General features: G+C 70.7%; 27 protein-coding genes and 1 pseudogene. 10 read left to right on the top strand and 18 right to left on the bottom strand.

What is annotated here, in order from left to right:
* Nucleotides 1–39 precede the first annotated feature (39 nt).
* Both ACZ32T_RS00475 and ACZ32T_RS00470 read left to right on the top strand, forming a co-directional pair.
* Nucleotides 40–1,560: an aldehyde dehydrogenase (NADP(+)) gene (locus tag ACZ32T_RS00475; protein ID WP_467267483.1), complete on the top strand. Its 1,521-nt coding sequence runs from the start codon at nucleotides 40–42 to the stop codon at nucleotides 1,558–1,560.
* Nucleotides 1,557–2,171: a DUF1349 domain-containing protein gene (locus ACZ32T_RS00470; RefSeq protein WP_467267484.1), complete on the top strand. Its 615-nt coding sequence runs from the start codon at nucleotides 1,557–1,559 to the stop codon at nucleotides 2,169–2,171. Before ACZ32T_RS00475 ends, ACZ32T_RS00470 begins: the two co-directional genes overlap by 4 nt.
* Nucleotides 2,172–2,426: 255 nt before the next feature.
* Here ACZ32T_RS00470 and ACZ32T_RS00465 read toward each other — a convergent pair whose 3' ends face one another.
* From ACZ32T_RS00465 to ACZ32T_RS00455, 3 genes and pseudogenes are all read right to left on the bottom strand, one after another.
* Nucleotides 2,427–2,900 (bottom strand): NUDIX hydrolase, encoded by a 474-nt coding sequence (locus tag ACZ32T_RS00465; RefSeq protein WP_467267486.1) that lies wholly within the window; start codon nucleotides 2,898–2,900, stop codon nucleotides 2,427–2,429.
* Nucleotides 2,901–2,919: 19 nt separating this feature from the next.
* Nucleotides 2,920–3,105: pseudogene (locus ACZ32T_RS00460) on the bottom strand (mycothiol transferase); the annotation flags it as partial.
* Nucleotides 3,106–3,301: 196 nt separating this feature from the next.
* On the bottom strand, nucleotides 3,302–3,670 hold the full coding sequence (locus ACZ32T_RS00455; protein ID WP_467267490.1) for a MerR family transcriptional regulator: 369 nt from the start codon (nucleotides 3,668–3,670) through the stop codon (nucleotides 3,302–3,304).
* Nucleotides 3,671–3,812: 142 nt separating this feature from the next.
* Here ACZ32T_RS00455 and ACZ32T_RS00450 point away from each other — a divergent pair, with 142 nt between their 5' ends.
* The 3 genes from ACZ32T_RS00450 to ACZ32T_RS00440 all read left to right on the top strand — a co-directional run bounded on the left by ACZ32T_RS00450 (nucleotide 3,813) and on the right by ACZ32T_RS00440 (nucleotide 6,170).
* Nucleotides 3,813–4,148: an EthD domain-containing protein gene (locus tag ACZ32T_RS00450; protein ID WP_467267491.1), complete on the top strand. Its 336-nt coding sequence runs from the start codon at nucleotides 3,813–3,815 to the stop codon at nucleotides 4,146–4,148.
* A 152-nt stretch (nucleotides 4,149–4,300) separates the two neighbouring features.
* On the top strand, nucleotides 4,301–5,038 hold the full coding sequence (locus tag ACZ32T_RS00445) for a DsbA family oxidoreductase (RefSeq protein ID WP_467364644.1): 738 nt from the start codon (nucleotides 4,301–4,303) through the stop codon (nucleotides 5,036–5,038).
* Between the two features lie 70 nt (nucleotides 5,039–5,108).
* The gene (locus tag ACZ32T_RS00440; protein ID WP_467267494.1) at nucleotides 5,109–6,170 is read left to right on the top strand and encodes an aminotransferase class V-fold PLP-dependent enzyme; all 1,062 of its coding nucleotides are present in this window, start codon (nucleotides 5,109–5,111) and stop codon (nucleotides 6,168–6,170) included.
* A gap of 1 nt (nucleotide 6,171) precedes the next feature.
* Here the strand turns inward: ACZ32T_RS00440 and ACZ32T_RS00435 are convergent, their stop codons facing one another.
* On the bottom strand, nucleotides 6,172–6,675 hold the full coding sequence (locus tag ACZ32T_RS00435; RefSeq protein WP_467267496.1) for a MarR family winged helix-turn-helix transcriptional regulator: 504 nt from the start codon (nucleotides 6,673–6,675) through the stop codon (nucleotides 6,172–6,174).
* 148 nt (nucleotides 6,676–6,823) lie between these two features.
* Between ACZ32T_RS00435 and ACZ32T_RS00430 the strand changes: the two genes are divergently transcribed.
* Entirely contained in the window at nucleotides 6,824–7,894 is a 1,071-nt protein-coding gene (locus ACZ32T_RS00430; protein ID WP_467364642.1) for an alkene reductase, read from the top strand.
* Between the two features lie 28 nt (nucleotides 7,895–7,922).
* On the opposite strand, the gene ACZ32T_RS00425 is transcribed toward ACZ32T_RS00430, so the two are convergent.
* The 5 genes from ACZ32T_RS00425 to ACZ32T_RS00405 all read right to left on the bottom strand — a co-directional run bounded on the left by ACZ32T_RS00425 (nucleotide 7,923) and on the right by ACZ32T_RS00405 (nucleotide 12,518).
* On the bottom strand, nucleotides 7,923–8,210 hold the full coding sequence (locus ACZ32T_RS00425) for a mycothiol transferase (RefSeq protein ID WP_467267500.1): 288 nt from the start codon (nucleotides 8,208–8,210) through the stop codon (nucleotides 7,923–7,925).
* 137 nt (nucleotides 8,211–8,347) lie between these two features.
* Complete coding sequence (locus ACZ32T_RS00420) at nucleotides 8,348–9,382, bottom strand: LacI family DNA-binding transcriptional regulator (RefSeq protein ID WP_467267502.1); 1,035 nt, start codon at nucleotides 9,380–9,382, stop codon at nucleotides 8,348–8,350.
* Between the two features lie 42 nt (nucleotides 9,383–9,424).
* Nucleotides 9,425–10,285, bottom strand: coding sequence for a carbohydrate ABC transporter permease (locus ACZ32T_RS00415; protein ID WP_467267504.1), 861 nt, complete (start codon nucleotides 10,283–10,285; stop codon nucleotides 9,425–9,427).
* Complete coding sequence (locus tag ACZ32T_RS00410; RefSeq protein WP_467267505.1) at nucleotides 10,282–11,208, bottom strand: carbohydrate ABC transporter permease; 927 nt, start codon at nucleotides 11,206–11,208, stop codon at nucleotides 10,282–10,284. Before ACZ32T_RS00410 ends, ACZ32T_RS00415 begins: the two co-directional genes overlap by 4 nt.
* A complete protein-coding gene (locus ACZ32T_RS00405; protein WP_467267507.1) occupies nucleotides 11,205–12,518 on the bottom strand; it encodes an ABC transporter substrate-binding protein in 1,314 nt (437 codons plus the stop codon). Before ACZ32T_RS00405 ends, ACZ32T_RS00410 begins: the two co-directional genes overlap by 4 nt.
* A 185-nt stretch (nucleotides 12,519–12,703) precedes the next feature.
* Between ACZ32T_RS00405 and ACZ32T_RS00400 the strand changes: the two genes are divergently transcribed.
* Both ACZ32T_RS00400 and ACZ32T_RS00395 read left to right on the top strand, forming a co-directional pair.
* Nucleotides 12,704–14,749, top strand: coding sequence for a beta-galactosidase (locus ACZ32T_RS00400; RefSeq protein WP_467364640.1), 2,046 nt, complete (start codon nucleotides 12,704–12,706; stop codon nucleotides 14,747–14,749).
* Nucleotides 14,750–14,795: 46 nt separating this feature from the next.
* Nucleotides 14,796–16,355 carry a glycoside hydrolase family 53 protein gene (locus ACZ32T_RS00395; RefSeq protein ID WP_467364638.1) on the top strand — a complete coding sequence of 520 codons (1,560 nt, stop codon included), beginning with the start codon at nucleotides 14,796–14,798 and terminating at the stop codon, nucleotides 16,353–16,355.
* A gap of 68 nt (nucleotides 16,356–16,423) precedes the next feature.
* On the opposite strand, the gene ACZ32T_RS00390 is transcribed toward ACZ32T_RS00395, so the two are convergent.
* On the bottom strand, nucleotides 16,424–16,915 hold the full coding sequence (locus ACZ32T_RS00390) for a MarR family winged helix-turn-helix transcriptional regulator (RefSeq protein ID WP_467364636.1): 492 nt from the start codon (nucleotides 16,913–16,915) through the stop codon (nucleotides 16,424–16,426).
* 110 nt (nucleotides 16,916–17,025) lie between these two features.
* Nucleotides 17,026–18,039, bottom strand: coding sequence for a VOC family protein (locus ACZ32T_RS00385; RefSeq protein ID WP_467364634.1), 1,014 nt, complete (start codon nucleotides 18,037–18,039; stop codon nucleotides 17,026–17,028).
* A gap of 371 nt (nucleotides 18,040–18,410) precedes the next feature.
* Here ACZ32T_RS00385 and ACZ32T_RS00380 point away from each other — a divergent pair, with 371 nt between their 5' ends.
* Nucleotides 18,411–18,641 carry a superinfection immunity protein gene (locus ACZ32T_RS00380; RefSeq protein ID WP_467364632.1) on the top strand — a complete coding sequence of 77 codons (231 nt, stop codon included), beginning with the start codon at nucleotides 18,411–18,413 and terminating at the stop codon, nucleotides 18,639–18,641.
* Nucleotides 18,642–18,692: 51 nt separating this feature from the next.
* The gene (locus tag ACZ32T_RS00375; RefSeq protein ID WP_356736612.1) at nucleotides 18,693–18,893 is read left to right on the top strand and encodes a type II toxin-antitoxin system VapB family antitoxin; all 201 of its coding nucleotides are present in this window, start codon (nucleotides 18,693–18,695) and stop codon (nucleotides 18,891–18,893) included.
* A 31-nt stretch (nucleotides 18,894–18,924) separates the two neighbouring features.
* Here ACZ32T_RS00375 and ACZ32T_RS00370 read toward each other — a convergent pair whose 3' ends face one another.
* The 7 genes from ACZ32T_RS00370 to ACZ32T_RS00340 all read right to left on the bottom strand — a co-directional run bounded on the left by ACZ32T_RS00370 (nucleotide 18,925) and on the right by ACZ32T_RS00340 (nucleotide 25,256).
* On the bottom strand, nucleotides 18,925–19,632 hold the full coding sequence (locus ACZ32T_RS00370) for a hypothetical protein (RefSeq protein ID WP_467364630.1): 708 nt from the start codon (nucleotides 19,630–19,632) through the stop codon (nucleotides 18,925–18,927).
* Between the two features lie 309 nt (nucleotides 19,633–19,941).
* Nucleotides 19,942–20,331 carry a peptidase inhibitor family I36 protein gene (locus tag ACZ32T_RS00365; protein ID WP_467267521.1) on the bottom strand — a complete coding sequence of 130 codons (390 nt, stop codon included), beginning with the start codon at nucleotides 20,329–20,331 and terminating at the stop codon, nucleotides 19,942–19,944.
* Nucleotides 20,332–20,568: 237 nt separating this feature from the next.
* Entirely contained in the window at nucleotides 20,569–21,462 is an 894-nt protein-coding gene (thpD, locus tag ACZ32T_RS00360; protein WP_467267523.1) for an ectoine hydroxylase, read from the bottom strand.
* 3 nt (nucleotides 21,463–21,465) lie between these two features.
* Nucleotides 21,466–21,864 (bottom strand): ectoine synthase, encoded by a 399-nt coding sequence (locus ACZ32T_RS00355; RefSeq protein WP_099176037.1) that lies wholly within the window; start codon nucleotides 21,862–21,864, stop codon nucleotides 21,466–21,468.
* A 63-nt stretch (nucleotides 21,865–21,927) separates the two neighbouring features.
* Entirely contained in the window at nucleotides 21,928–23,190 is a 1,263-nt protein-coding gene (gene ectB, locus ACZ32T_RS00350; RefSeq protein WP_467267525.1) for a diaminobutyrate--2-oxoglutarate transaminase, read from the bottom strand.
* Nucleotides 23,191–23,287: 97 nt separating this feature from the next.
* Nucleotides 23,288–23,812 carry a diaminobutyrate acetyltransferase gene (ectA, locus tag ACZ32T_RS00345; protein ID WP_467267526.1) on the bottom strand — a complete coding sequence of 175 codons (525 nt, stop codon included), beginning with the start codon at nucleotides 23,810–23,812 and terminating at the stop codon, nucleotides 23,288–23,290.
* A gap of 337 nt (nucleotides 23,813–24,149) precedes the next feature.
* Nucleotides 24,150–25,256: a pyridoxal-phosphate-dependent aminotransferase family protein gene (locus ACZ32T_RS00340; protein ID WP_467267528.1), complete on the bottom strand. Its 1,107-nt coding sequence runs from the start codon at nucleotides 25,254–25,256 to the stop codon at nucleotides 24,150–24,152.
* Nucleotides 25,257–25,350 lie beyond the last annotated feature (94 nt).

Here is a 25,350-nt window from a genome sequence, read left to right as displayed (position 1 = left end):
CAACCTCTCCTGTGTGGCAGTGGAACGGAAGGAATCACGGTGGCAGCAGCACCAGTCTGGAGCGTCGACCCCCGAACGGGGAACCCGCGTGAGCAGGTTGCGGTGGAGGCTACAGCGGAGGAGGTCGACCGCGCGGTCCGGGCGGCGCACGCCGTTCGCGGGGCGCTGGCCGACCGCACCGTGCGCGCCGCGTTCCTCCGCACCGCGGCCGACCTCCTCGCCGAGGCCGAGGAGCACGTCATCGAGGCCGCCGACGCGGAGACCGCGCTCGGCCCCGCCCGGCTGACCGGCGAACTGGCCCGCACGGCGGCCCAGCTGCGGGCCTTCGCCGAGGTCGTCGACGAGGGCGCGTACCTCGACATCCACATCGACCACGAGGACGGCAGCCGCACCCCGCCGTGGCCGGATCTGCGCCGCTACAAGATCCCGCTCGGCGTCGTCGCCGTCTACGCGGCCAGCAACTTCCCGCTCGCCTTCTCCGTCCCCGGCGGCGACACCGCGAGCGCGCTCGCCGCGGGCTGCCCGGTCGTCGTCAAGGCGCACCCCGACCACCCCGCCACCTCGGAGATCTGCGCCTCGCTCCTGCGCAGGGCCGCGGCGCGGCACGGTCTGCCCGAGGACGTCCTGACCGTGGTCCACGGCTTCGAGGCGGGTGTCGAGCTGGTGAAGCACCCGCTCGTCTCCGCCGCCGGGTTCACCGGCTCGATCCGCGGCGGCCGCGCCCTGTTCGACGCGGCGGCCTCCCGCCCCACCCCGATCCCCTTCCACGGTGAGCTCGGTTCGCTCAACCCCGTCGTCGTCACCCAGGCGGCCGCCGCCGAGCGCGGTGAGCAGATCGGTGCCGGGCTCGGCGGCTCGATGACCATGGGCGCCGGACAGTTCTGCACCAAGCCCGGCTTCGTGTTCGCCCCGTCCGGGGAGGCCGGCGACCAGCTGCTGAAGTCGCTGACCGAGACGGTGAGCGGTACGGGCGCCGGGGTCATGCTCGACCACCGGATGCGCGACGCCTTCGTCCACGGAGTGGCCGAGCGGGCCGCGCTCCCGGACGTGGACGCCCCGGTCACCCCGGGCGCGGGCGGCGAGCACACGGTCTCCGCCGGCTTCCTCACCGTGCCGGCGCGACGGCTCGCCCAGGAGGGGCCGCACGACGCGCTCCTGGAGGAGTGCTTCGGCCCGGTCACCGTCGTGGCGCGCTACGACTCCGCGGACGAGATCACCGCCGTGCTGTCGCGCCTCCCGGGGAACCTCACCGCCACCCTCCAGATCGCCACGGAGGAGGCCGACGGCAGCGCCGCAGGACTGCTGGCCGAGCTCACCCCGGTGGCCGGACGCGTCCTGGTCAACGGCTGGCCGACCGGTGTCGCCGTCGCCCCCGCCCAGCACCACGGCGGCCCCTACCCGGCCACCACCTCCACCTCCACCTCGGTCGGCGCCACCGCGATCGAGCGCTGGCTGCGCCCGGTCAGCTACCAGTCCACGCCCGAGGCGCTCCTGCCGCCGGAGCTCCGCGAGGACAACCCGCAGAACCTGCCGCGCCGGGTCGACGGGCGCCGCGCATGACGGCCGTCCAGCTCCCGGAGCTGCCCTTCGCCCTGGAGCCCTTCGGGCCCGAGGGCGGATGGGCGTACGAGAACGGTGTGCTGACCGGCACGGCCGGGGCGAAGCAGGACCGTTTCGTCCCGCCCGGCGGCGACTCCCTGGAGCCCGCATCCGACGCGCCGCGCCTGCTGGGCCCGGCGCCGCAGGGCGACTTCCAGCTGATCGCCCGGGTGAGCGTCGGCTTCGCCGCCGCCTTCGACGCGGGGGTGCTCTACCTCCACGTCGGGGAGCGGGAGTGGGCCAAGCTCTGCCTGGAGCTCTCCCCGGAGCGCCCGACGATCTGCACCGTGGTCACCCGCGGCCACTCCGACGACGTGAACTCCGCGGTCGTGGAGGGGGACAGCTCCTGGCTGCGCCTCAGCCGCATCGGCGACGCCTTCGCCTTCCACGCCTCGGCGGACGGTGAACGCTGGACCTTCGTCCGGCTGTTCACCCTCGGCACGGAGGAGGAGCGGGCCGCCGCCCGCATCGGCTTCCTCGCCCAGTCACCCACCGGCGACGGCTGCACGGTGACGTTCGACCGGATCGCCTTCCGGCCCACCGGCCCCGGCGACCTGCGCGACGGCAGCTGACCCCGCACACGTACACCCACCGAGGGCCCGGATCCGAGAGGATTCCGGGCCCTCGGTGCTGGGGACCCGGGCTCCGACAGTGCCCGGGGTCCACCTGGATCTCCCGGAATCCTCAGCGATCGACCCGTGTTCCTCACGGCTTCCTCATGCGGCCTCTCGCGTGTCCGTGCCGGCCGTCCTGAAGGCGGGCCGGCATACGTCCCCACCGCCGTCAGGGAAGACCGTGCGGGCCGAGACCGTCCGGGGGCAGTGACGTCAGTGCCGGATCAGGCCGCCGACCGGGACCGGAACGACGTGGCCCGTCGGCGGGACGGTCCGTGCCAGGGCCAGGCCGATGTCGACCAGCGAGGACCGGCCGAGGCCGGCGACGTCGGGGAGCGGGGTCCAGACCGACTCGGCGGTCTCGCCGTTCGGCTCGGGGCGGAGGCGGCCTCCGGTGACGCGGACCCGGTAGAAGATCCCCACGTTCTGGAGCTCGGGCCGGCCGGGCAGTCGGCGTTCGCCCGCCGGGACCACCCGTGAGTCCACGCCCAGCAGACGCTCGACCACCGCCTCCAGACCGGTCTCCTCGGCGACCTCCCGGACCACCGCGTCGAACGGGTCCTCGGCGTGCTCGACCCTGCCGCCCGGAAGAGTCCAGTTGGACTCGCCCTCCGGTGGTACATGACGGGCGAGCAGCACCCGCCCGTCCTCCATGCACACGGCGTACGCGGCCAGTCGCAGATCCATCCCCACAGGCTACGGAAGCTCAGGCCCGCCGCGCCGTGCTGTTCGCGCCGTCCGCCGCCGCGCGGATGATGTCCGCGTGCCCGGTGTGCTGGGCCGTCTCCTGGAGGAGGCGCAGCAGGATGCCGCGTACCGGCCAGTGGCGGACGGTCCCGGGCTCCCAGGCGGTCTCCGGCAGGGGGACCTCCGCGTCCGGGTCCGCCTTCGCGGCGGCCCCGTCGGTGGCGCGGGCGGCCTCCTCGTAGGCGCCGCGCGGACCGGCGAGGGTACTGGCTCATGTCCCACATCCCGTCCGGGATCCGGCCTCTGGATGCCACCGAGCGTCAGCTCGCTCACCGTGGACCTCTCGGTGAGCTGTGCGTCCGTGGCGTCCCGCACGGTGATGAGGAGGGCGGGAAGTCGGCTCAGGTGTCCGTTCCGGCTGCCAGGAAGTCCCGGTTCACGTCGATCAGTTGATCGAGTGCCTCTCTGGCGGCGGTCAAGCTGTCGATCGTCGAGGAAATGCGTGTCCGTTCCTGATTCATCGCCGACAAGGCTGTCCGGGCCTTGTCCGCAGTGGGCTCCGTCATGCAGGGGACCATCTGGGCGATGGCCCTGCTGGACATTCCGGCGGCCAGGAACACCTGGACCAATGCCACCCGCCGCACATGGTCCTCGTCGTAGTACCGCTGGCCGCTCGGGGACCTCGCACTGACCAGCAGGCCCTGCTGCTCGTAGTAGCGCAGCGACCGACGGCTCGCTCCCGTCCTGGCGGAGAGTTCGCCGATCCGCATCTGAACCTCCCTCGTGCGTCAGGCCACGGCGGCTTGCCCTTGACATCGATGTGAGCGTTTAGGTTAACCCCCAGGTCGACGGCGCGCCGGCAGGTGTCCGGCCGCCGGCGCCGCGCATCCGCGAGCACAAGAGGAGAAGTCTGTGATCAAGCTTGCCTTCATGATCAACCGTGTCGACGGAATGAGCTCCGAGGAATTCGTCGAGCATCACCGGGACCGTCATGCCCCGCTGTTCACCTCCATTCCGGAGGCGCGGCAGTACGTGAAGAAGTACACCGTCTCCCACCCGGTGCCCGCCGACGGGTATCCGAGCCCCGCCTACGACGGCCTCACCGAGATCTGGTTCGAGAGCTGGGAGGATCACGACGCCTTCTTCGCGTCCGGCAATTACAAGGAGCTGGTGAATCCGGACGAGAGCAGGTTCATCGACATGGACTCGGTGGCGGTCATGGTCACCGAGGAGCTGGTGGTGGCCTGACTCTCCGGGCGCTCCGGGACGCGTGTCGGTGCGGGGCGGGGCGATGCGGCGGGGGAGTGGCCCTCCGGGAATCAGCCGCTGCCCCCGCGCGTTGAAGCGGCGGCGGAGGCTCCCTCCGTACCGGTACCGCAGAACTGGAGAGCAGAAGAGTCATGCGCGTCGAGATATGGAGCGACATCGCCTGCCCGTGGTGCTACGTCGGAAAGGCGCGCTTCGAGAAGGGGCTGGCCGGCTTCGACCACCGTGACGAGGTCGAGGTGGTCCACCGCTCCTTCGAGCTCGACCCGGGAAGGGCCAAGGGCGACACCGAGCTGGTGATCGACATGCTGGCCCAGAAGTACGGGCGCAGCCCCGAGGAGGCCCGGGCCATGGAGGGCAACGTCGCGGCGAACGCGCAGGCCGAGGGCTTGGGCTACCGCACCGAGGGGCGTGACCACGGCAACACCTTCGACATCCACCGGCTGCTCCACCTCGCCAAGGCCCGCGGGCGCCAGGACGAGCTGCTGACGCTCGTCTACCGGGCGAACTTCGCCGAGGAGCGTTCGGTCTTCGACGACGCGGTGCTCGCCGACCTGGCCGTCGAGGCCGGACTCGACGCCGACGAGGCGCGCAGGGTGCTGGCCGACCCCGAGGCGTACGCCGAAGACGTACGCGCCGACGAGCGGGAGGCGGCCGAGCTCGGCGCCGACGCCGTGCCGTTCTTCGTGCTCGACCGTCGCTACGGGATCTCCGGCGGGCAGCCCGCGGAGGTCTTCGTGCAGGCCCTGGAGCAGGCGTGGAAGGACCGCGAGGTCCCCGGCCTCACCCAGGTCGGCGGGGACGCCGCGGCCTGCGACGCGGACGGGGCCTGCGAAGTGCCCGAGGTCGGCCCGTCCCGCCGGCACGTATAAGGATTCCTTTGGCGCGCCGCTCGAACTTGCGTGATTGACGTGGGGTTGAGCGGCCGTCAGGCTGTCCCGCATGGAGACTTCTGCGATCGACCGGGCCAGGGCCACCGAATTCGCATCAGAGACCACCTATCTCAACACCTCCACCTGCGGGCTGCTGCCCCGTCGCGCCGTCGAGGCCGTCAAGGCGCTGGTGGCGGACAGTGTCGTAGGCGTCCGGGGCGGGGTGGGCAGCTTCGAGTCCGTGGACGCCGCTCGCGCCGGGTTCGCCCGGATCGCGGGTGTCGCGCCCGCCCGGGTGGCCGTCGGCGGCTCCGTCGCCGCGCATGTGGGGCTCGTCGCGGCCTCGCTCCCGGCAGGGGCCGAAGTCCTCGCTCCGACCGGGGAGTTCAGCTCCGTCGTCAGCCCCTTCGCCGTGCGCGGTGACCTGAAGACGCGTTACGTCCCGTTGAGCGAACTGGCCGACGCGGTGCGGCCGGGGACCGCGATCGTCGCCTTCTCGGCGGTCCAGTCCTCCGACGGCCGGGTCGCCGACCTGGACGCCGTCCGCGCGGCCGCGGCCGCGCACGGAGCCCGCACGATGCTCGACGCCAGTCAGTCGGCCGGGTGGCTGCCGCTGGACGCCGGAGCGTACGACTACACGGTCACCGGCGGGTACAAGTTCCTGATGTGTCCCCGGGGCGCGTCGTTCCTGACCGTGACGGAGGAGGCGCAGCCGACCCTGCCGGCCCTCTACGCCGGCTGGGTGGCGGCCGAGGACCGCTGGAACAGCACCTACGGGCCTGTCGAGAAGCTCGCCGCCGACGCCCGGCGTTTCGACGAAGCGGTCGCGTTCCTCGCCTACCACGGGGCCGAGCGGTCGCTGGACCTGCTGGCCGAGGTCGGGGTGGACCGTGTGTACGCGCACGCCACCGGTCTCGCCGCCCGCTTCCGGGAGGGTCTGGCGTCGATCGGCCACGAGGCGGTGCCCGGCACCTCGGCCGTCGTCGCCGTGCCCGGTCTGGGCGCCCGTGAGCCCGACCTGGCGGCGGCGGGGGTGATGGTCTCGGCCCGGGCGGGGAATCTGCGGGCCGCGTTCCACCTCTACAACACCGAGGCCGACGTCGACCGCGCCCTGGACGTCCTGTCCGGCTGAGCTACTGCGCGGGGCACTCCCCGGTCTCCCGGCAGAGGTTCTCCTCCACCTTGGCGAGCAGCCGGGCCAGCTCCGCGCGCTCGGCCGGGCCCAGCCCCGCGAGGGTGTGCGCCTCCAGGCCCGACCAGGCACTTCGCACCTCGTCGTGCAGGGCGCAGCTCTCCTCCGTCGCCTCGACCAGGACGGCCCGCCGGTCGTCCGGGTCGGGGCGACGGCGTACGTGCCCGGCCTGTTCGAGGCGCTGGAGCATCTTGGTGACGGTGGACGGGTCGAGGTCCACGGCCTTGATCAGCTCGGCCTGGCGGACCGCACCGGTGTCCCACAGGTGCATCATCAGGAACTCCTGGCCCGGGTAGAGCCCGAGCCCCTTGAGCATGCGGCCCGCCGTGATCCTGTGCAGCCGGGCGACCCGGGACACGGCATGGCTGACCGGGCCGCCGAGGGCGGCGCTCGGCAGCGCGCCGGCGCAGGCGTCATCGGCGGGGGCGGTGCTGTCGTCCTTCATCGAGGCTCCTCGGGGCGGTGTCGCGGCCCGGTCGGTGCCGGGGTTCATGACGTCCTCGTGAACTTTACCTTGGTCGGCCAATTAATGGGTTACAGTGACCGGACGCCCACTTAGTTGGCCGACCATGTAAATACTTCGGAGGCTTCCCGTGACCACCGTGTTCGACCCCGTCGACCTCTCCGGCACCCAGCTGTCCAACCGCATCGCCCTCGCCCCCATGAAGCGCAGCCGGGCCGGGGAGGGAGGCACCGCCACCGACCTCACCGTCGAGTACTACACCCAGCGCGCCTCGGCCGGACTGATCATCACCGAGGGTGTCCAGCCCTCCGTGGTGGGCCAGGGCTACCCCTCGACCCCCGGTCTGCACAGCGCCGAGCAGGTCGCCTCGTGGCGCAAGGTCACCGACTCCGTCCACTCGGCGGGCGGCCGGATCTTCGCCCAGATCATGCACGCGGGCCGGATCGGCCACCCCGTCCTGCTGCCGGACGGGCTGATCCCCGTGGCACCCTCCCCGGTCGCCGCCCCCGGCCAGGTCCACACCCAGGCGGGCCCGAAGGACTTCGTCGAGCCGCACGAGCTCACCGACGCGGAGATCCGCGCGACCATCGGCGACTTCGTCACGGCCTCCCGTAACGCGGTGGAGGCCGGCTTCGACGGCGTCGAGCTGCACGGAGCCAACGGATACCTGATCCAGCAGTTCCTGGCGCCCAACACCAACCTGCGCACCGACGAGTGGGGCGGCTCCGACGCCGCCCGTATCCGCTTCGCCGTCGAGGTGGTCAAGGCGGTCGTCGCCGAGATCGGCGCCCAGCGGACCGCGATCCGCATCTCGCCCGGAAACCCCTACAACGGCATCGACGAGCCCGAGCCGGACGCCGTCTACACGGCGCTCGTCGCCGAATTGGAGCCGCTCGCACTGGCGTACCTGCATGTGCTGGAGCAGGCGGACGGCCGTGAGCTGACGCTCGCACTGCGCAAGCAGTTCACGGGGGCTCTCGTCCTCAACGTCTTCTCCGAAGGGCCGACGGGCCCCGGGCACCACACGGTGATCGACGACGGGATCGCCGACATCATCTCCTACGGCGCCCTGTTCCTCGCCAACCCGGACCTGCCGGCCCGCCTGAAGGCCGGCGGCCCCTTCAACACCCCTGACCCGAAGACCTTCTTCGGCGGCGACGCGAAGGGTTACACCGACTACCCGGCGCTGGACGCCGTCTGATCCGCCGGCCGCAATGCGGACCGGTTCATCAGTAACCGGTCTCCCCGTCGAGGAGCTCGCGGATCGTGTCGAGGTGGCCCGCGTGGCGGGCCGTCTCCTCGATCATGTGGAGCACCATCCAGCGCAGCGAGGCCGGACCGGCGCTGAACTTCCGGTTACGGCCGGCCTCACCCAGGTCGTGCGCGGCGATGACCTCGTCGGAGGCGGCGCACTCCCGGTCGTAGTCCAGGAGGAGCCGGGACAACGAGGCCTCCCGGGTCCTGAAGTCCTCGTCGTCCTCGTCCCCGAAGGACGGGTTGGCCGACGCCGGGTGCACCAGATTTTCCCGCCCCTGCACACGCCGCCCCAGCCCCGCCCCTGCACACCCCGCCCCAGCTCAGCCCAGCCCCGCGCACGCGGCCCCGGGCCCCGGGCTCGCAGTCCGGACGCCCCTATCCCGGTTCCGCCCGCCCGCTACGCCGAGTCCCGGCGCACCAGTTCGGTGGGGAGGATGACCGCGGCCGGGTTCTCCCCGCCGATCTGTGCCAGCAGGACCCGCACCATCTCGGCGCTGATCCGGTCCCACGGCTGGCGGACCGTCGTCAGCTCCGGGCGCGCCGCGAGCGCCGCGGGTGAGTCGTCGAAACCGCCGACCGCGATGTCCTGCGGCACACGCCGGCCGGCCCGCTCCAGCGTGGTCAGCACCCCCTGTGCCATCAGGTCCGACGCGACGAACACCGCGTCCACGTCGGGCGCCCGCTCCAGCAGCAGCGCGGCCGCCGCCTCACCGCCCGCCCGGCTGTAGTCGCCCGGCACGATCAGGGCCTCGTCGACCGGAAGCCCGCACTCCGTGAGCGTCTCCCGGTAACCCGCCAGCCGGTCCACCCCGCCCGGGGTGTCCAGGGGCCCGGTGACCGTGGCGATCCGGCGGCGCCCCGACCCGTACAGGAAGCGCACCATGTCCCGGGCGCCGTGCCGGTCGTCGGCGGCCACATAGCTGACCCGCGACCCCTGCCCGAGCGGCTTCCCGCAGGCCACCAGGGGTACGCCGGCCTCGTGCAGCTGGGCGGCGACCGGGTCGCCGGAGTGGCTGGAGACCAGCAGCACCCCGTCCACGTGCCCGGCGATGTAACGCATGTTGCGGCGCCGTTCCGCCTCCGTGCCCGCGATCATCAGGAGCAGCGGGATGTCGTGCGCGGCGAGCGCGGTGGTGCAGCCGCGCAGCAGCACGTTGAAGTTCGGGTCCTCGAAGAAGCGCTCCTGGGGCTCGGTCAGCAGGAACGCCACCGAGTCGGATCGTCCGGTGATCAGGGACCGGGCATGCCGGTTCACGGTGTAGCCGGTCCGCCGGATGGCGGACTGAACCGCGTCGAGCGCGGCCGGGCTGACGTTGTGACCGCCGTTGAGCACCCGGGAGACCGTGCCCCGGGAGACCCCGGCCTCCCGGGCGACGTCGTGGATCGTCGGCGGCCTGCGGCGTCCCGCGCCGTTCTGTTCTGTGCGGCTCATGTTGCATGATCTTTCATCAAAGGTCGCCCTGTTGAGGAGCAGTCAGGACTTTACGGCGCCGGAGAGCAGGTCCAGGCTCCAGAACCGCTGGATCACCAGGAACAGGGCGATCAGCGGGATGATCGCCAGCAGCGCGCCCGTGATGACCAGCGTGTAGAGCGCCGGGGTGTTGGCGCCCTGCTGGAGCAGCGTGTAGAGCCCCAGGGTCACCGGGAACTTCTCGTCGTCGCCGAGCATGATGTAGGGCAGCAGGAAGTTGTTCCAGACCGCCACGAACTGGAACAGGAACACCGTCACCAGCCCCGGCAGCATCATCGGCAGCGCGATGGTCCGGAAGATCCGCCACTCGCCGCCCCCGTCCATGCGCCCGGCCTCGATCACATCGGCCGGCACGGCGGCGGACGCGTAGATGCGGGCCAGGTAGACGCCGTACGGGGAGAGGATCAGCGGCAGCAGGACCGAGAGGTAGGAGTCGGTCAGATCGGCCTCGGCCAGCAGCAGGTACTGCGGCACGGCCAGGATCACCGGAGGCATCAGCACCCCGGCGAGCAGGATGTTGAAGACCGTCTCCTTGCCGCGGAAGCGGTACACAGCCAGCGCGTACCCCGAGACCGCGGACACCGCCGTGGACAGCAGGGCGCCCACCCCGGCGTAGAAGGCCGAGTTGGCCATCCACGTCCAGTAGACCCCGTCGCGGTACTCCGTGAGGTCGGCGACGTTGTCGGTGAACCCGGAGCCGGGCAGGAAGGTGAAGGTCGAGAACAGCTCGCTGCCGGACTTCGTCGAGGCCACCAGCACCCAGACGACGGGCAGCAGGCAGTACACGGCGCCGAGCAGCAGCGCGGCCGTGGGGACGAGCGGGAGGCGCCGGCGGCCGGGCGCGGCGAGGGACCGGTTACTCATCGGGAGTCTCCCTGCTTCGTACGGGAGTTGGCCGCCCTGAGGAAGCCGAAGGACAGGGCGAGTGTGGCGAGGGCGATGATGACCGCCTGGGCCGCCGCCGCGTGGATGTCGTTGTTGACGAAGGCGTCCTGGTAGACCTTCATCAGCGGACTCCAGGTGGTGGACAGCGAGTTGGTGAGCGGCTTCAGGGTGGTGGGCTCGCTGAAGACCTGGAGCGTCGCGATGATCGAGAAGAAGAAGGTCAGGATCAGGGACGGCGCCACCATCGGGATCTTGATCCGCAGTGCGATCTGGAGCTGCGAGCAGCCGTCGAGCCGTGCGGCCTCGAAGATCTCGGCGGGGATCGCCCGCAGCGAGGTGTAGATCACGATCATGTTGAAGCCGGTACCGCCCCACACCGCGATGTTGGCCAACGAGAGGTACAGCGGCCCGCCGTCCAGCAGATCGGGCCGAGGCAGTCCCATCGCGTCGAGCACGTACAGGAAGGGGCTGACGTCGGGCAGGTAGAGGAAGCCCCACATCAGCGCCGCGATGACTCCGGGGATCGCGTACGGCAGGAAGATCGCCAGCCTGGTGAAACCGCGCAGCCGCAGTCCGTCGGTGTCCAGCAGCAGGGCGAACAGCAGGGCGAGACCGAGCATCACCGGGACGACGATCGCGCCGTAGCCGAGGATGCGCAGCGCTCCGTGCAGCAGCTCCGAGTCGGAGAGGGCGTCGGTGTAGTTGGAGAGCCCGGCCCAGATCTCGTCGCGGGCGCCCTTGCCGAGACCGAGCCCCTTGACCTCGGTGCGGCGGAAGCTGAGGTACACGGCGTAGCCGATGGGCAGGGCGAAGAAGAGCAGGAACAGGACGGTGGCGGGGACCAGGAAGGCGTACGGGGCGCTCTTGACCCCGTACGCCTTTCCGCGGGGTGTGCGAGTCACTCCGAGACTCCGAAGCCCTGCTTCTTCAGGTCTGCGACGGTGGCGTCCTGCATGGCGGACAGCGCGGCACCGAAGTCCGACGTGTTCTTGGCAGCCGCGGCGAAGTTGTCCTTGAAGGCGCTGTACGCGACGTTGACGTTCGGGCCCCAGGCGGCCGGGGCGGTGCCCTGGGCGATCTCGGCGGCCTCGGTGTAGAAGCCGGGCTGGTTCGAGAAGTAGTCCGGCGCCTTCGAGAGCGCGCCGCCGGTCTGGGCGGCCGTCGCGGCGGGGTAGATGCCGCCCTCCTTCACCAGTGCGGCGAGGGCGGTGGGGTCGGTGTTCAGCCACTTCGCGAAGGCCGCGGCGGCCTTCTTGTCCTTCGAGTCGTTGGTGACCGCCGTGGAGGAGCCGCCCCAGCTGCCGGTGACGTTCTCGCCGGCCTTCCACTGGGGGAGCGGGGCCATGGCCCACTTGCCCTTCGTCTCGGGCGCCGCCGTGGTCAGGGTGCCGGGCGCCCAGACGGCGCTGACCCAGGCGACCTGCTTGCCGGTGTTGAGCGCCTTGTTCCAGGCCGGGGTGTACATCGGCTGGTTGTCGATGGCCCCCTCCTCGACCAGGCCGCCCCAGAAGTCGGCGACCTTCTGCGTGGCCGGATCGTCGATGGCGACCTTCCACTTGTCGCCGCCGGTCGTCCACCACTTGGCGCCCGCCTGCTGGGCGAGACCCGCGAAGAGGCCCGAGTCGTTGGACGAGAACGTGGTGAGGTCCTTGTCCGGTGCCTTCTTCTTCAGGGCGCGGGCGGTCTCGGCGAACTCGTCCCAGGTGGTGGGCACGGTCAGGCCGTACTGCTCGAAGAGATCCTCGCGGTAGTAGAACATCAGCGGGCCGGAGTCCTGCGGCAGGGCGTACAGGGCGTCCGAGCCGAGCGTCGTCTGCTGCCAGATCCCGTCGGCGAACTCGCTCTTCGCGTCGCCCGCCTCCTCGGATATGTCGGCGAGGACGTCGTTGGATACCAGGGTGGGGAGCGCCTGGTACTCGGCCTGGACCAGATCGGGGGCCTTGTGGGCCTTCGCCGCAGTGATGATCTTGGTGACCAGGTCGTCGCCGGACGCCTGCTTCTTCACCGTGACGGTGATGCCGGCCTCCTTGCCCGGGCCCTTGTTCCAGATGTCCGCGACCTTGTCCATGCCGGGCGCCCACGCCCAGTAGGTCAGCGACGCGGGCCCGGAGGAGGCCGGCTCGTCACCGCCGTCGTCCGAACCGCACCCGGAGAGCAGGGCGGTGGCGGCGAGTGCGGCGGCTGTGGACACCGCGACGGTGCGGTACTTCATGGTTTCTCCCCTGACGAGATGAACAGGCGCTGAGGGCCGGCCGGAAAGGCGCTGTGAGCGTTCACAGTAGAGAAACGAAACCGACACTTGTCAATGGTTGTTGCTGTGCGGTTATGTTGGCCCTGCGCCGCCGAGAGTGTGTGTGCACGTTCCCAGAAGTTGTCCGAAAGAGCCAGGAGCTGTCCATGCCGCACTCAGAAGACACGCCGTACCCGGTCGGTCTGCGCAAGCTGGCCTTCGGCGGCGACTACAACCCCGAGCAGTGGCCCGAAGAGGTCTGGCACGAGGACGTACGGCTGATGCGGGAAGCCGGCGTGACCATGGTCAGCGTCGGGATCTTCTCCTGGGCGCTGCTGGAGCCCGAACCGGGCACCTACGACTTCGGCTGGCTCGACCGGCTCCTGGACCTGCTGCACGTCAACGGCGTCCGCGCCGACCTCGGCACGCCGACCGTCGCACCGCCCGCCTGGTTCTACCGCGCCCACCCCGAGGCGCTCCCGCTCAGCCGCGACGGGGTGCGCCTCGCCTTCGGGTCACGCGGCGCGATCTGCCACAGCTCCGCTCCCTACCGCGAGGCGGCGGCGAACATCACCGAGCAGCTCGCCCGCCGCTACGCCAACCACCCCGCACTCGCGATGTGGCACGTCCACAACGAGTACGGCGTCCCCGTCAGCGCCTGCTACTGCGACAACTGCGCCGCCCACTTCCGCCGCTGGCTCACTGCCCGGCACGGCTCGGTCGACGCGGTCAACGAGGCCTGGGGCACCGCCTTCTGGGGCCAGCGCTACCGCACCCTCGACGACATCGACCCGCCCCGCACGACCCCGACCGTCGGCAACCCCGCCCAGCAGCTGGACTACGCCCGCTTCGCCGACGCCACCATGCGGGAGAACTTCACCGCCGAACGCGACATCCTGCACCGGCTCGCCCCCGGCATCCCCGTCACCACCAACTTCATGACCGCCCTCAGCCAGTGCGACTCCGTCGACTACTGGGCCTGGGGCCGCGAGGTCGACCTCGTCACCAACGACCACTACCTGATCACCGACGGCCGCCGCACCCACGTCAACCTGGCCATGGCCGCCGACCTCACCCGCTCGGTCGCGGGCGGCGCCCCCTGGCTGCTCCTGGAGCACTCCACCAGCGGCGTCAACTGGCAGCCCCGCAACCCCGCCAAGCGCCCCGGCGAGATGGCCCGCAACAGCCTCGCCCACGTCGCCCGGGGATCCGAGGGCGCGATGTTCTTCCAGTGGCGGCAGTCCCGGCGCGGCGCCGAGAAGTTCCACTCCGCGATGGTCCCGCACGCCGGCACCGACTCACGGGTGTGGCGCGAGGTGAGCGCGCTGGGCGCGGGTCTGGGCCGGCTGGAGGGCATCCGGGGCTCCCGCACCGTCGCCGATGTGGCGATGCTCTGGGACTGGGAGTCCTGGTGGGCGCAGCGCCTGGAGTGGCGCCCCAGCGAGGAGCACGACGCACGCGAGCGGGCCGACACCTTCTACGCCTCGCTCTACGACCGCCACCTCACCGTCGACTTCGCCCACCCGGACGCCGACCTCTCCGGCTACCCCCTCGTCGTCGTCCCGGCCCTCTACCTCGCCACCGAGGAGACCGGCCGCAACCTGCGCCGGTACGTCGAGCAGGGCGGCACCCTCGTCGTCTCGTACTTCTCCGGCATCGTCGACACCGACGACGCGGTGCACCCCGGCCCCTACCCGGGCGCGCTCCGGGACGTGCTGGGCCTGACCGTCGAGGAGTTCTCCCCGCTCGGCGAGGGCGGCACCGTCCGCCTCATCACCCCCGAGGGCGCCCCCGAAGGCCCGGAGCTGACCGGCGACGTGTGGTCGGACGTGGTGATCCCGCGCGGCGCCGAGACCGTCTGGGCGTACGCCGACGGCATCCCGGCCGGCCGCCCCGCCGTCACCCGTAACAAGCTCGGCGAGGGCACCGCCTGGTACCTCTCCACCCGGCTCTCCGGCCCCGCCCTGGACACCGTCCTGGCCCGTGCGGCCGCCGACGCCGGCATCGAGCCCCGCACCGCTCTCCCGTACGACGTCGAGGTGGTGCGCCGCACCGGCGACACCGGCAGCTACCTCTTCGTGATCAACCACTCGGACGCCGACGCCGACGTGGCGCTGGACGCCCCCGGCACCGAACTCCTCACCGGCGAGCCCGCCGTGGACAAGCTCGCCGTTCCGGCGGGGGCGGTCCGCGCCGTACGGCTCGACGGCTGAGGCCCACCCCCGCTCACCCCGCACAACGGTCGAAGGGACATCGACGATGTACGGAACGACGCACACCCGCGCGAAAGCGGCCGGGACGGTGGCCGCACTGTCCGGCCTCGTGTTCGCCGCGCTCCCCGCCCAGGCCGCCCACGCGGCCACCACTCCCGTCAACACCGGTTTCGAGTCGGGCGCGACCGGCTGGTCGACGTACTCGGCCGGCGGGCAGGACGCCGCCTCCTTCACCGAGGCGGGCGGCCACGGCGGCAGCACCCGGCTCAGCCACTGGTCGGCATCGGCGTACAAGGTCGAGACCTACCAGTACCTGAGCGGCCTCACCGACGGCACGTACACGCTCAGCGCCTGGGTCCGCTCCGGCGGCGGCCAGAACAGCGCCTACATCGCCCTGCGCAACTGCGGCGCCGCCGAGCAGCGCACCGACCTGCCGCCGACCGCGAACGGCGACTGGGTCCGGCTGGTCACCTCCGTGAAGGTGACCGGCGGCGCCTGCACGATCAGCCTCAACTCCGACGCGCACGCGGGGGAGTGGGCCAACTTCGACGACATCAGCTTCACCCCCGGGTCCACCGGGCTGAGTGTCCGGGGCGGCGACCTCTCCACCCTCCCGAAGAACGAGGCGCACGGAGCGACGTACAGCGACGCGAGCGGCAGGGCCGGGGACGCCATGAGCATCCTCAAGAGCTCCGGGATGAACTACGTACGCCTCAAGGTCTGGGTGGACCCGGCCGACGGCTACAACGACAAGGCCCATGTCCTGGCCATGGCCAAGCGCGCCAAGGCCCTCGGCATGAAGACGCTCGTCGACTTCCACTACTCCGACGCCTGGGCCGACCCCGGCAAGCAGAACAAGCCCGCGGCCTGGGCCGGGCACGGCTACGGCCGGCTCCGTACGGACGTCTACAACCACACGTACGACGTGCTGAACGCGCTCAAGGCCCAGGGCACCACGGCCGACATGGTGCAGATCGGCAACGAGATCAACGGCGGGATGCTCTGGCCCGAGGGGTCCACGGACAACTGGTCCCAGCTCGCCGGCCTCCTCACCTCCGGGGCGAACGCCGCCAAGGCGGTCTCCTCCACGACGAAGGTGGCCCTGCACCTCGCCGAGGGCGGCGACAACGCGGGCACCCGCTGGTGGTTCGACAACGCGGTGGCGCAGAAGGTGCCCTTCGACGTCATCGCCCTCTCGTACTACGCCTACTGGCACGGCTCGCTGGCCGAACTCCAGACCAACCTGGACGACGCCGCCTCCCGCTACGGGAAGCCGGTGATGGTCGCCGAGACCGCCTACGCCCATACCCTCGCGGACGACGACGGCCTGGAGAACAACGTCGCCACCGCCGGCCAGCTGGTCCCCGGCTACCCGGCGACCCCGGCCGGCCAGGCCGCGAACCTCCGGGACGTCATGAACGTCGTCGAGGCCGTCCCGAACGGCCGGGGACTCGGTGCCGTCTACTGGGAGCCGGCCTGGACCGCGGTCACCGGCAGCGGCTGGGACCCGGCCGACCCGGCGTCGGGCAACGCCTGGGAGAACCAGGCGGTGTTCGACCACAACGGCAGGCTGCTCCCGGCGGCGAAGTGGTTCTCCCACCGGTAGACCGTGGTGCCGGCCCGGGCCGTCCGCGGGCGCCCGGGCCGACGACGCCTCCCGGACGGGGGAGCCGTTCAGACGGGGCGCGAGCCCTCGACGTTGGCCACCATGGCGCGCAGCACCTTGAGCGCGGCCACGTACTCCGCGTCACTGATGCCCCGGTGGACCTCCGCGCGCAGGGCGGTCACCAGCTCACGCAGCCGCGCGCGGGCAGCCTCCCCCTCATCGGTGAGGCCGAGCCGTTGCCCGTCCGCGCCGAGCCAGCCGCGGTGGAGCAGTTGGTCGACGGCCCTGGAGATGTCCTGCGGTCCGTCGGCGAGGGGCGTGAGCTGGGCGACCACCTCCTCGCGAGTGGGCGCGGCGGACCCGCCGTGCACCCGGTTGAGCACCCAGTACTGGGGCTGCGTCACGTCGGTCCTGGCCATGGCGTCCCGCACATGGCGGGTGACGGCCGAGTGGGCCAGGCCGCACCAGTACCCGACGGGCTGTGTGGCCAGTGCGTCCTCGGTGGCCGCCGGGTCAGCCGGCGCCTGGTCGGTGAGTGCGGTGCCGGTCTGCTGTTCCATGACCGTGACGCTACCGGCGGACTCCGCCCGGACGCCTCCGGACTGCTGCGATCGGCCTCGATGTGGCCGGTATCCGTCGCGTCCGGGCACTTCAGCGACGCGCGGGCAGCTCACCGGTCCAGCGGCGCGCCGTGCCACTTCCAGGAGGTGACGCGGTCGCGGCCCGGCAGATCCGCACGGCCGGTGGACCACAGCAGTACGGTCCACCGGTCGTCGTCGGCCGGGGCGTCGGGGAAGAGCCGGGCCAGCACCCGGTCGCAGAGGTCCCGGGGCGGGGTCCAGGAGAGCGACAGCCCGGCGGCGACGTCGTGGGTGTGCACCAGGGTCTCGACCACGCCCATCGCGGCGAAGCCCTCCGGGTCGGAGACGCCGTGCGAGTGGTAGGAACGGAGAGCGGGAGACGCCGTCCGCACCATCGCGGTCAGGAGGGCGCCACTGGCCTCCAGCGTCTGGAGCAGCCCGGCGGTCCCCGCCTCCGGGTTCGCGAAGATCGAGTTCCGGGGGCCGCCCTCGCGGTCCGGCGCCCAGCGGTAGGGGACCTCGCTCTCCAGCGAGGGCCTGCGAGGACCGAGCTGGACGGCGTAGGCGAAGAGGTCGTCGCTCAGATGCTCCACGGTCTCCCAGCAGTCCCACGCCAACGACCCCGCCGGGACACGCCAGTCGGCCTTCGGCGACCCCGCGAGGGTGTCGACCGTCAGCCGCACCGCCAGCGTCACGTCGTCGGCGGTGACCGGCAGCCGGGTCCCGCTCAGCGCCGCGCGCTCCGCCGCGCCGCACTCCACGCAGAACTCGTTGCCCTCCGGATCCGCCAGGGTCGCCCAGCCCCGCCCGTTCGGCTTGCGGTGGTCGGCGACCAGGGTGGCGCCGAGGGCGAGCAGCCGTTCGACCTCCTCGTCACGGGTGCGTGCCTCGGGCCGGACATCGAGATGGACCCGGTTCTTGGTGCCCTTGGGTTCCGGCACCGTGACGAAGAGCAGCGCCGCCCCGGGCGCCTCCACGAGCGCCTCGGGATCACCGGGCGCGTCGTCGTCGGACACGGGCGAACCGAGCACCTCGGCCCAGAAGAGGGCCAGTTCGTAGGCGTCGGCGCAGTCGATGGTGATGTGCTGTACGAGCGAAGTCATGGGCGCCACTGTGGCCGCTGCCCTGCGCCCCGGTCCAGCGAGTAGAACGACGAACGGCGCCCCAGGCCGTTGGGAAGTTGAGGACGCGAAGCGGACCGGTACGGACGAAATGGGTGTCCGTAACCTCCCAGTGACGGGTAACGATGCCCGCACCAGCGCCTCACCGGCGGCCGAGCGGTCGCGGCGCACGGTCCGTCCCGCGCGGCGACGGACGGCCGCAGCGTCCGCTCATGCCCTGGCCCCCGATCTCCGACGTCCGGGGGTCGTGCGGGCCGGACGTGACGTCGGAGGTGAACAGCCCCGCAGAGCACAGGCGTTGGGCGCTTTAACGACCGACACGCGGCGGGCTTCGAGTCATCTACAGTGGCCCGATGATCTCGACCATCAGTCCCATGGAACTGCTCGTCCTGGTGCCGATCGCGCTCCTGGCCCTCTGCGTGCCGCCGTTCATCGCCTACCGCAGAGGAGTGGAGCGTCTGGGCCTGGTCATCGTGGTCAGCCTGATCGGTGCCGTCACGGGCCTGTTCTGGTTCGTGGCCCTGATCATGGCGGTGTCGATGCGTACCCGTGGCTCCGGAGCGACGCTCCGGCCGAGCGCCTGACCGGAGGCCTGACGGCTGATACGGTCGCGGACCGACGAAGGGGGGCCACCCATGGCCAAGGTCAATATCAGCCTCGACGCCGAGCTGGTGGTTGAGGTGATGGTCCTGGCAGGGGTCGGCTCACCTCAGGATGCCGTCGAAGCGGTCGTGCGCGACTACATCGCCCGGGGGCACCGCACCGAGGCACGCACCGAGCGCACGGACCAGAGCCTGCGCGAAGTCGAGGTCAAGCCGCAGGAACCACAAGCCTGACCGGTGAGCGGGTGCGTGGACACAGGTGGCGCTAGCCGGTGACGTCACTCATGTCGAGCACCTCGGCCGACGCGGGCGGCCGGATGTCCAGCGGCTCGTCGAAATCGCTGAACGACGTGGTGGTGAGCTGCTTCCCGCCTTCACCGCCCTTGTACACGGCCTTCAGCAGGTACGGCTCGCCCTCCGTGGCGACGTAGAAGGTGTACGCCCCTTCTTCGTCCGACGGATCGGTGACCCTCACCCCGAGCGCCTCCCGGCCGTCGATCCGGGTGGACTCACCCTTGGTCGCCTTGCCGAACGACTCGAACGGACGGGTGCACTGGGACAGCCCGCCGCCCGGCTTCGCCTCGGCGACGGGCACCTTCGCCCATTTGCCCGGCCGGGCGGTACCGAGATCGGTGCCGCTCCACGTCTCCAGGTACGCCTTGTCCGGGCGGACGTAATCCGTCTCGCCGATCCGGATCTGCTCCAGGGTGCCGCTTCGGGAGAAGGTGTTCCGCACCTTGCACCGGCTCTTCAGGTCGGTCGTCATCTGCCACGTCACCCTGTCGGCGCCCACCTTGTTGGAGATCTCGATGGTGAGCGATTTCAGCTCGCCCATCCTGGTGTTGGCCTCGTCGAGCATGGCATCGGCCGACTTCTGCGCGGGCACGTCGTCACCGCCCCCGCACCCGACGAGCGCCACCCCGGCCAGCAGACACGTCAGTGTGATCGCCGTCGTCCTGGATATCGCTCGCACTGAGCCCCCACTGCTCCGCCTGGTGCACGATCACGATCATGACCGGCAGTGGGAGCCTAACAACGGCGCCGGAGCCGGTGCCCGGGTGTCCTGAATGCGACCGTCTCGTGTCCGCGGAGAAGCCGGCCGACAAGCAGGCCGACCCCGTCCGGGGCGAGGGACGAACGGGTCAGGCTCAGGCTGCACCTGGAGGCGGCGCATCGGGTCTCCGAGCCTTGGACACGGTGACGGCCTCGGGGTCCTGTCCGGCCCCATCCCGCCATCGTCCGGTGAAACGGGAGCGGATGGCGGGATCGGGGAACGGTCGGCTCAGCCCCCGCAGCCGAAGCCGTAATGGACCTCGATGCTGGTCACCGAGTTGTCGTAGGCGAAGAAGAGTTCCTGTGTCTTACCCGGCTCGATGATCCAGTTCTCGCCGCGGAAGTTCTCGTCGGTCCACACGCACACGTGCTTGTCGGTGCGGTTCCACAGCGAGCCGGCCCGATCGTTCCACGCCGGGCCGATGTTGCGGTGGTCCACCGCGTCGAGCTGCAGGACGCTCCCGGTGAGGCTGTGGCCGTCGAAGAGGCAGACCTTACCTGCCGAGCAGCCCACGACCCCGTCCTTGGGGTCAGCGGCCGATGCGGATCCCGGAGCCGCCAGTACGGCGGTGGCGGCGAGGACTGCTCCTAATGCCGCGCCTCTGACTGACAGTTTCATGAATGTCCCTTCCCTTTGTCGCCCGTGGAAGCGGAGTCAAGGCCCCGTGTCCATCTGTCTTCCTTGAGGGCATTCGGGCGCAGGGAGGTTCCCACGCACATGTGGTTCACGAAGATGATGCTGATCACAGTCGGGACAGTCCGCGGTTGGGCGGGCCCCGAGCGCGGCCAGGCGTGCCGGGACGCGGGTGGGGCGGGACGCGCGATGCGTCCCGCCCCACCTGACCTTCGTACGCCCCTACTTCACCGGCGTGAAGTCACGCGCCCCGATGAACTCGGGCCGGCGGATCGGAGCCGCGTAGGGCTCCTGCGCCACGTTCTCCACGCTGTTGAAGACGATGAAGACGTTGCTGCGCGCGTACGGGGTGATGTTGTCGCCCGACCCGTGCATCGCGTTGCAGTCGAACCAGGTCGCCGAGCCGGCCTTGCCGGTGAAGAGCTTGATGCCGTGGCGGTCGGCCATCTTGGTCAGCACTTCGTCGGACGGGATGCCGGCGTCCTGCATCTGCAGGGACTTCTTGTAGTTGTCCTTCGGCGTCTCGCCCGCGCAGCCGACGAACGACTTGTGCGAGCCGGGCATGATCATCAGCCCGCCGTTGGTGTCGTAGTTCTCGGTCAGCGCGATCGAGACCGACACGGTCCGCATGTTCGGCAGACCGTCCTCGGCGTGCCAGGTCTCGAAGTCCGAGTGCCAGTAGAAGCCCGACGCGCCGAAGCCCGGCTTGACGTTGATCCTCGACTGGTGGACGTACACGTCGGAGCCCAGGATCTGGCGGGCCCGGCCCACCACACGCTCGTCGCGGACCAGGTTCGCGAAGACCTCGCTGAGCTTGTGGACCTCGAAGACGGACCGCACGCTCTGCGTCTTCGGCTCGATGATCGAGCGTTCGTCGGCGCGGACCAGCGGATCGGCGATCAGCCGGTCCAGCTCCGCGTGGTAGCCGGCCACCTCGTCGGGCGAGATGAGCTGGTCGATGGCGAGGAAGCCGTCGTGCTCGAAGGACTGGAGGTCCTTCGCGGCGATCGGTCCCGGCGCGCCCGGCGCGGACCAGATGACCGGGTCCTGGCGGGGAGTGGTCATCTCGGCGGCGCCGCGCGAGGGGTACAGGTCGGCGCGTACATCGGTGGTCATGGTTCAGCCCTCCTCTGTCAGCAGCGGGTATACACCGTTCTCGTCATGGTCCTCCCGTCCGGTGACGGGGGGATTGAAGACGCAGACGCAGCGGAAGTCGGTCTTCGGCCGCAGGGTGTGGTGCTCGTGCCCGTTCAGCAGGTACATCGTCCCGGGGGAGATCCAGTGCTTCTCGCCGGTCTCGTCGTTGGTGAGCTCGGCCTCGCCCTCGGTGCACAGAACGGCCTCGATGTGGTTCGCGTACCACATCGACGTCTCCGTGCCCGCGTACAGCACGGTCTCGTGGAGCGAGAAGCCCACCTTCTCCTTGGCGAGCACGATGCGCTTGCTCTCCCAGGTACCTGAAGCGGACTTGATGTGCCGGTCGGTGTTCTCGATGTCACTGAAAGATCGGACGATCACGGTGGGGTGGTGCCTTTCTCTTCTGTCCTGCTCTGTGGTGCCTGCGCGGGGTGCGGGCCCCGCTCAGGCGGTCTCGCGGACGGACCGGGCCAGCGTGCGCAGGCCCTCGTCCAGCTCTTCGGGGGTGATGGTCAGCGGCGGCAGCAGCTTCACGACCTCGGACTGCGGGCCGGAGGTCTCCAGCAGCAGGCCCAGCTCGAAGGCGCGTGCGCAGACGGCGGAGGCACGCTCGGGGTCGCTGAACTCCAGGCCCCAGACCAGGCCGCGGCCACGGAACTGCGCGGTCGGCTCCTCGCCGCAGATCGCCAGCATGGTCTGCTCGACCTGCTCGCCGCGGGCCAGGGTCTGCTTCTCCATCTGACCGTCGGCCCAGTAGGCGTCGAGCGTGGCGGCGGCGGTGACGAAGGCCGGGTTGTTGCCACGGAACGTGCCGTTGTGCTCGCCCGGCTCCCAGATGTCCAGCTCGCCCTTGAAGAGACAGAGCGACATGGGCATGCCGTAGCCGCTGATGGACTTCGACAGCGTGACGATGTCCGGGACGATGCCGGCCTCCTCGAAGGAGAAGAAGCCGCCGGTCCGGCCGCAGCCCATCTGGATGTCGTCGACGATCAGGAGCATGTCCTGGCGGTGGCAGAGGTCCTGGAGGGCGCGGAGCCACTCGGCCCGGGCGACATTGATGCCGCCCTCGCCCTGCACGGTCTCCACGATCACCGCGGCGGGCTTGTTCAGCCCGGAGCCCTGGTCCTCCAGGAGCCGCTCGAACCAGATGAAGTCGGGCACGGTGCCGTCGAAGTAGTTGTCGAACGGCATCGGGGTGCCGTGCACCAGCGGGATGCCGGCTCCGGCGCGCTTGAAGGCGTTGCCGGTCACGGCGAGCGAGCCGAGCGACATGCCGTGGAAGGCGTTGGTGAACGAGACGACGGACTCGCGGCCCTTGACCTTGCGGGCGAGCTTCAGCGCCGCCTCGACTGCGTTGGTGCCGGTCGGGCCGGGGAACATCACCTTGTAGGGCAGGTCACGCGGGCGCAGGATCACGTTCTCGAAGGTTTCGAGGAACGCCCGTTTGGCCGTCGTGGCCATGTCCAGGCCGTGGGTGATGCCGTCGCGCTCGATGTAGTCGATCAGCGCGCGTTTCAGCACCGGGTTGTTGTGGCCGTAGTTCAGTGAACCGGCACCGGCGAAGAAGTCGAGGTACGAGTGTCCGTCCTCGTCGGTCAGGCGGGCGCCCTGCGCGCGGTCGAAGACTGCGGGCCAACCGCGGCAGTAGCTCCGTACTTCCGACTCCAGGGTCTCGAAGACACTCAGGGCGGGCGGGGTGATGGTCACAGCGGATCTCCTGCTCGAGGGGGGTGTGACGGGCGGCGGGTCAGGCATGCCCGGGGAATCCGCGCCCGGGCGGGGCGCGGTGGGGCGCTGAGAGGCCCTAGAACGGACCGATGCGGTAGAGGACCTCCGGGAGATGCGTCCCGTCGGGGAACAGCTCCCCTTCGAAGAGCACCTCGCGCTCCAGCGGCACGTCGTGCCGCTGCGCGAAGGAGGTGAACAGCCGGTCGGAGGCGGTGTTGTCCGGGGTGACCGTGGTCTCTACCGAGGCCAGGCCCTGGTCGGAGGCGACACGGGAGGTCAGTGCGTCCAGCAGTGTGGCCGCCAGTCCCTTGCCGCGGTGGGCCTGGTCGACGGCCACCTGCCAGACGACGAGCGTCTCGGGGCGGTCGGGGCGGATGTATCCGGTCACGAAGGCGATCGGGTCGCCGTTCTCGTCGCGGGCGACCACGGAGGTCGCCGCGAAGTCACGGCACCACAGCAGGTAGCTGTACGAGGAGTTGAGGTCCAGTACCTCGGAGTCGCGGGCGATGCGCCAGATCGCGGCTCCGTCCTCCACTCGCGGGGTGTCGATTCTGAGGAATTCGCTTCGGGCACTTGCAAAATCTGCTGGTGCGGCGGTCATGCGAATTGAATTTACCCAGCAAAAATCAAAATTGCATCGCCCCAGGGGGTTGGGTCAGCGAGCCCGTTGTGCTATCACGCGGGCGCGGGCCAGGCTTGACCCAGGGGCGATTTCGCTAGTGTTGTCCGGAATTTATCGGCCATAACGGACGCGATGTGGAGTCGGTCACAACGTTGTAACTCTCCTGAGATCCGTTCGCATTGCGTAGGCCGATCGGGTGAAAACTGTGGCGTTTAGCCTCAGGAAACGGGGGAAGAAGAATGCGGGGAGCTGCTTCCGATAAAGCAGCTCCCCTTTCGCGTCGGTTGAATTGCCGAAGTTGCGGGCTTCAATTAATTCACTTGTTCTGCCAGGTTTCCGTGACAGCCCGGCGGGAAGCATCGATATCGGTCTTCCGGCCCGCCTCTTCGAGCGCGGCGCCCAGGGCGGCCAGCGAGGACAGCACCGCGTCCCGCGTCGCGTGCACACCGTAGTGATTGACCCGGATCATCTCCTTGGACAGGGACCCGCCGCCGGCGATCAGCGGCAGCGAGGAGTCCGCCGCGAGGGCCCGGCCGACCAGCGCCGCGGCGTCGAGATCCGCCGGCACACGCAGTGTCGTGGCGACCGGAGCCGCGTCACGGGCGTCGTGGACGTACGGCTCCAGCCCGCCGCCGAGCGCCGTGGCACCTGCCCGGGTCGCCGCGGCGGCCGAGGCGTGCCGCGCCATGACCGTGTCCGGGCCGTCCGCCTCGATCCGCTCCAGGCACGCGTCGAGCGCCAGCATCTCCAGCTGGGCGGGCGCGTGCGGCAGCGCCTTGCGGCCCCCGTCGATCCAGCGGGCCTTCCAGTCCAGCAGCGAGAGGTACGACTGCCGCGGGGCCTGCGGGTTGGCGGTCATCCGCTCCCACGCCCGCGCGCTCACCGACACCGCGGACACCCCGGCCGGGCCGCCCATGGCCTTCTGCGCGCCGATGACGCACAGGTCCACGCCCCAGTCGTCCACCAGCAGAGGCTCCGCGCCCACCGACGCGACGGCGTCCACCATGAACAGCGCGCGGTGTGCCCGCACGACCTCACCGATCTCCGCGACCGGGTTGGTGTTGCCGGTCGCCGCCTCGGCGTGCACGAGCGACACGAAGTCGATGGCGGGATGCTCGGCCAGCGCGCGCTCGACCTGCTCGGCCGTGACCGCCGTGTGGAACGGCACCGGCAGATCGACTACCTCGGCGCCGCAGTCGCGCAGCCAGTCGCCGAAGGTCCGGCCGTACGGACCCGTGACGATGTTCAGCGCGGTCGAGCCGGGCCGGGCGCCGCCCCGGATGCAGCCTTCCAGGGGCAGCAGCGCCTCGCCCTGCATGATGACGACGTCCTGCTCGGTGTGGAGGAGGCCTGCCACCCGCCGCTCGATCGCTGCGAAACGTGCGGGGGTGAGCGGGGCCAGGTCGAGGAACGGGTGTGTCACGGTGCTGCTCTCTTCGGGTCGTCCGGTGCGCTCTCAGCGCCTGGGACGAGGTTACTGACCGCCCTGCTCCCTGGCCGGACGGCCTCGTACAGTG

This window comes from Streptomyces sp. NPDC023573 (genome assembly GCF_055559735.1).
Note: the sequence above shows the minus strand (reverse complement) of the source record. Positions and strands in the feature narration are given on the sequence as shown.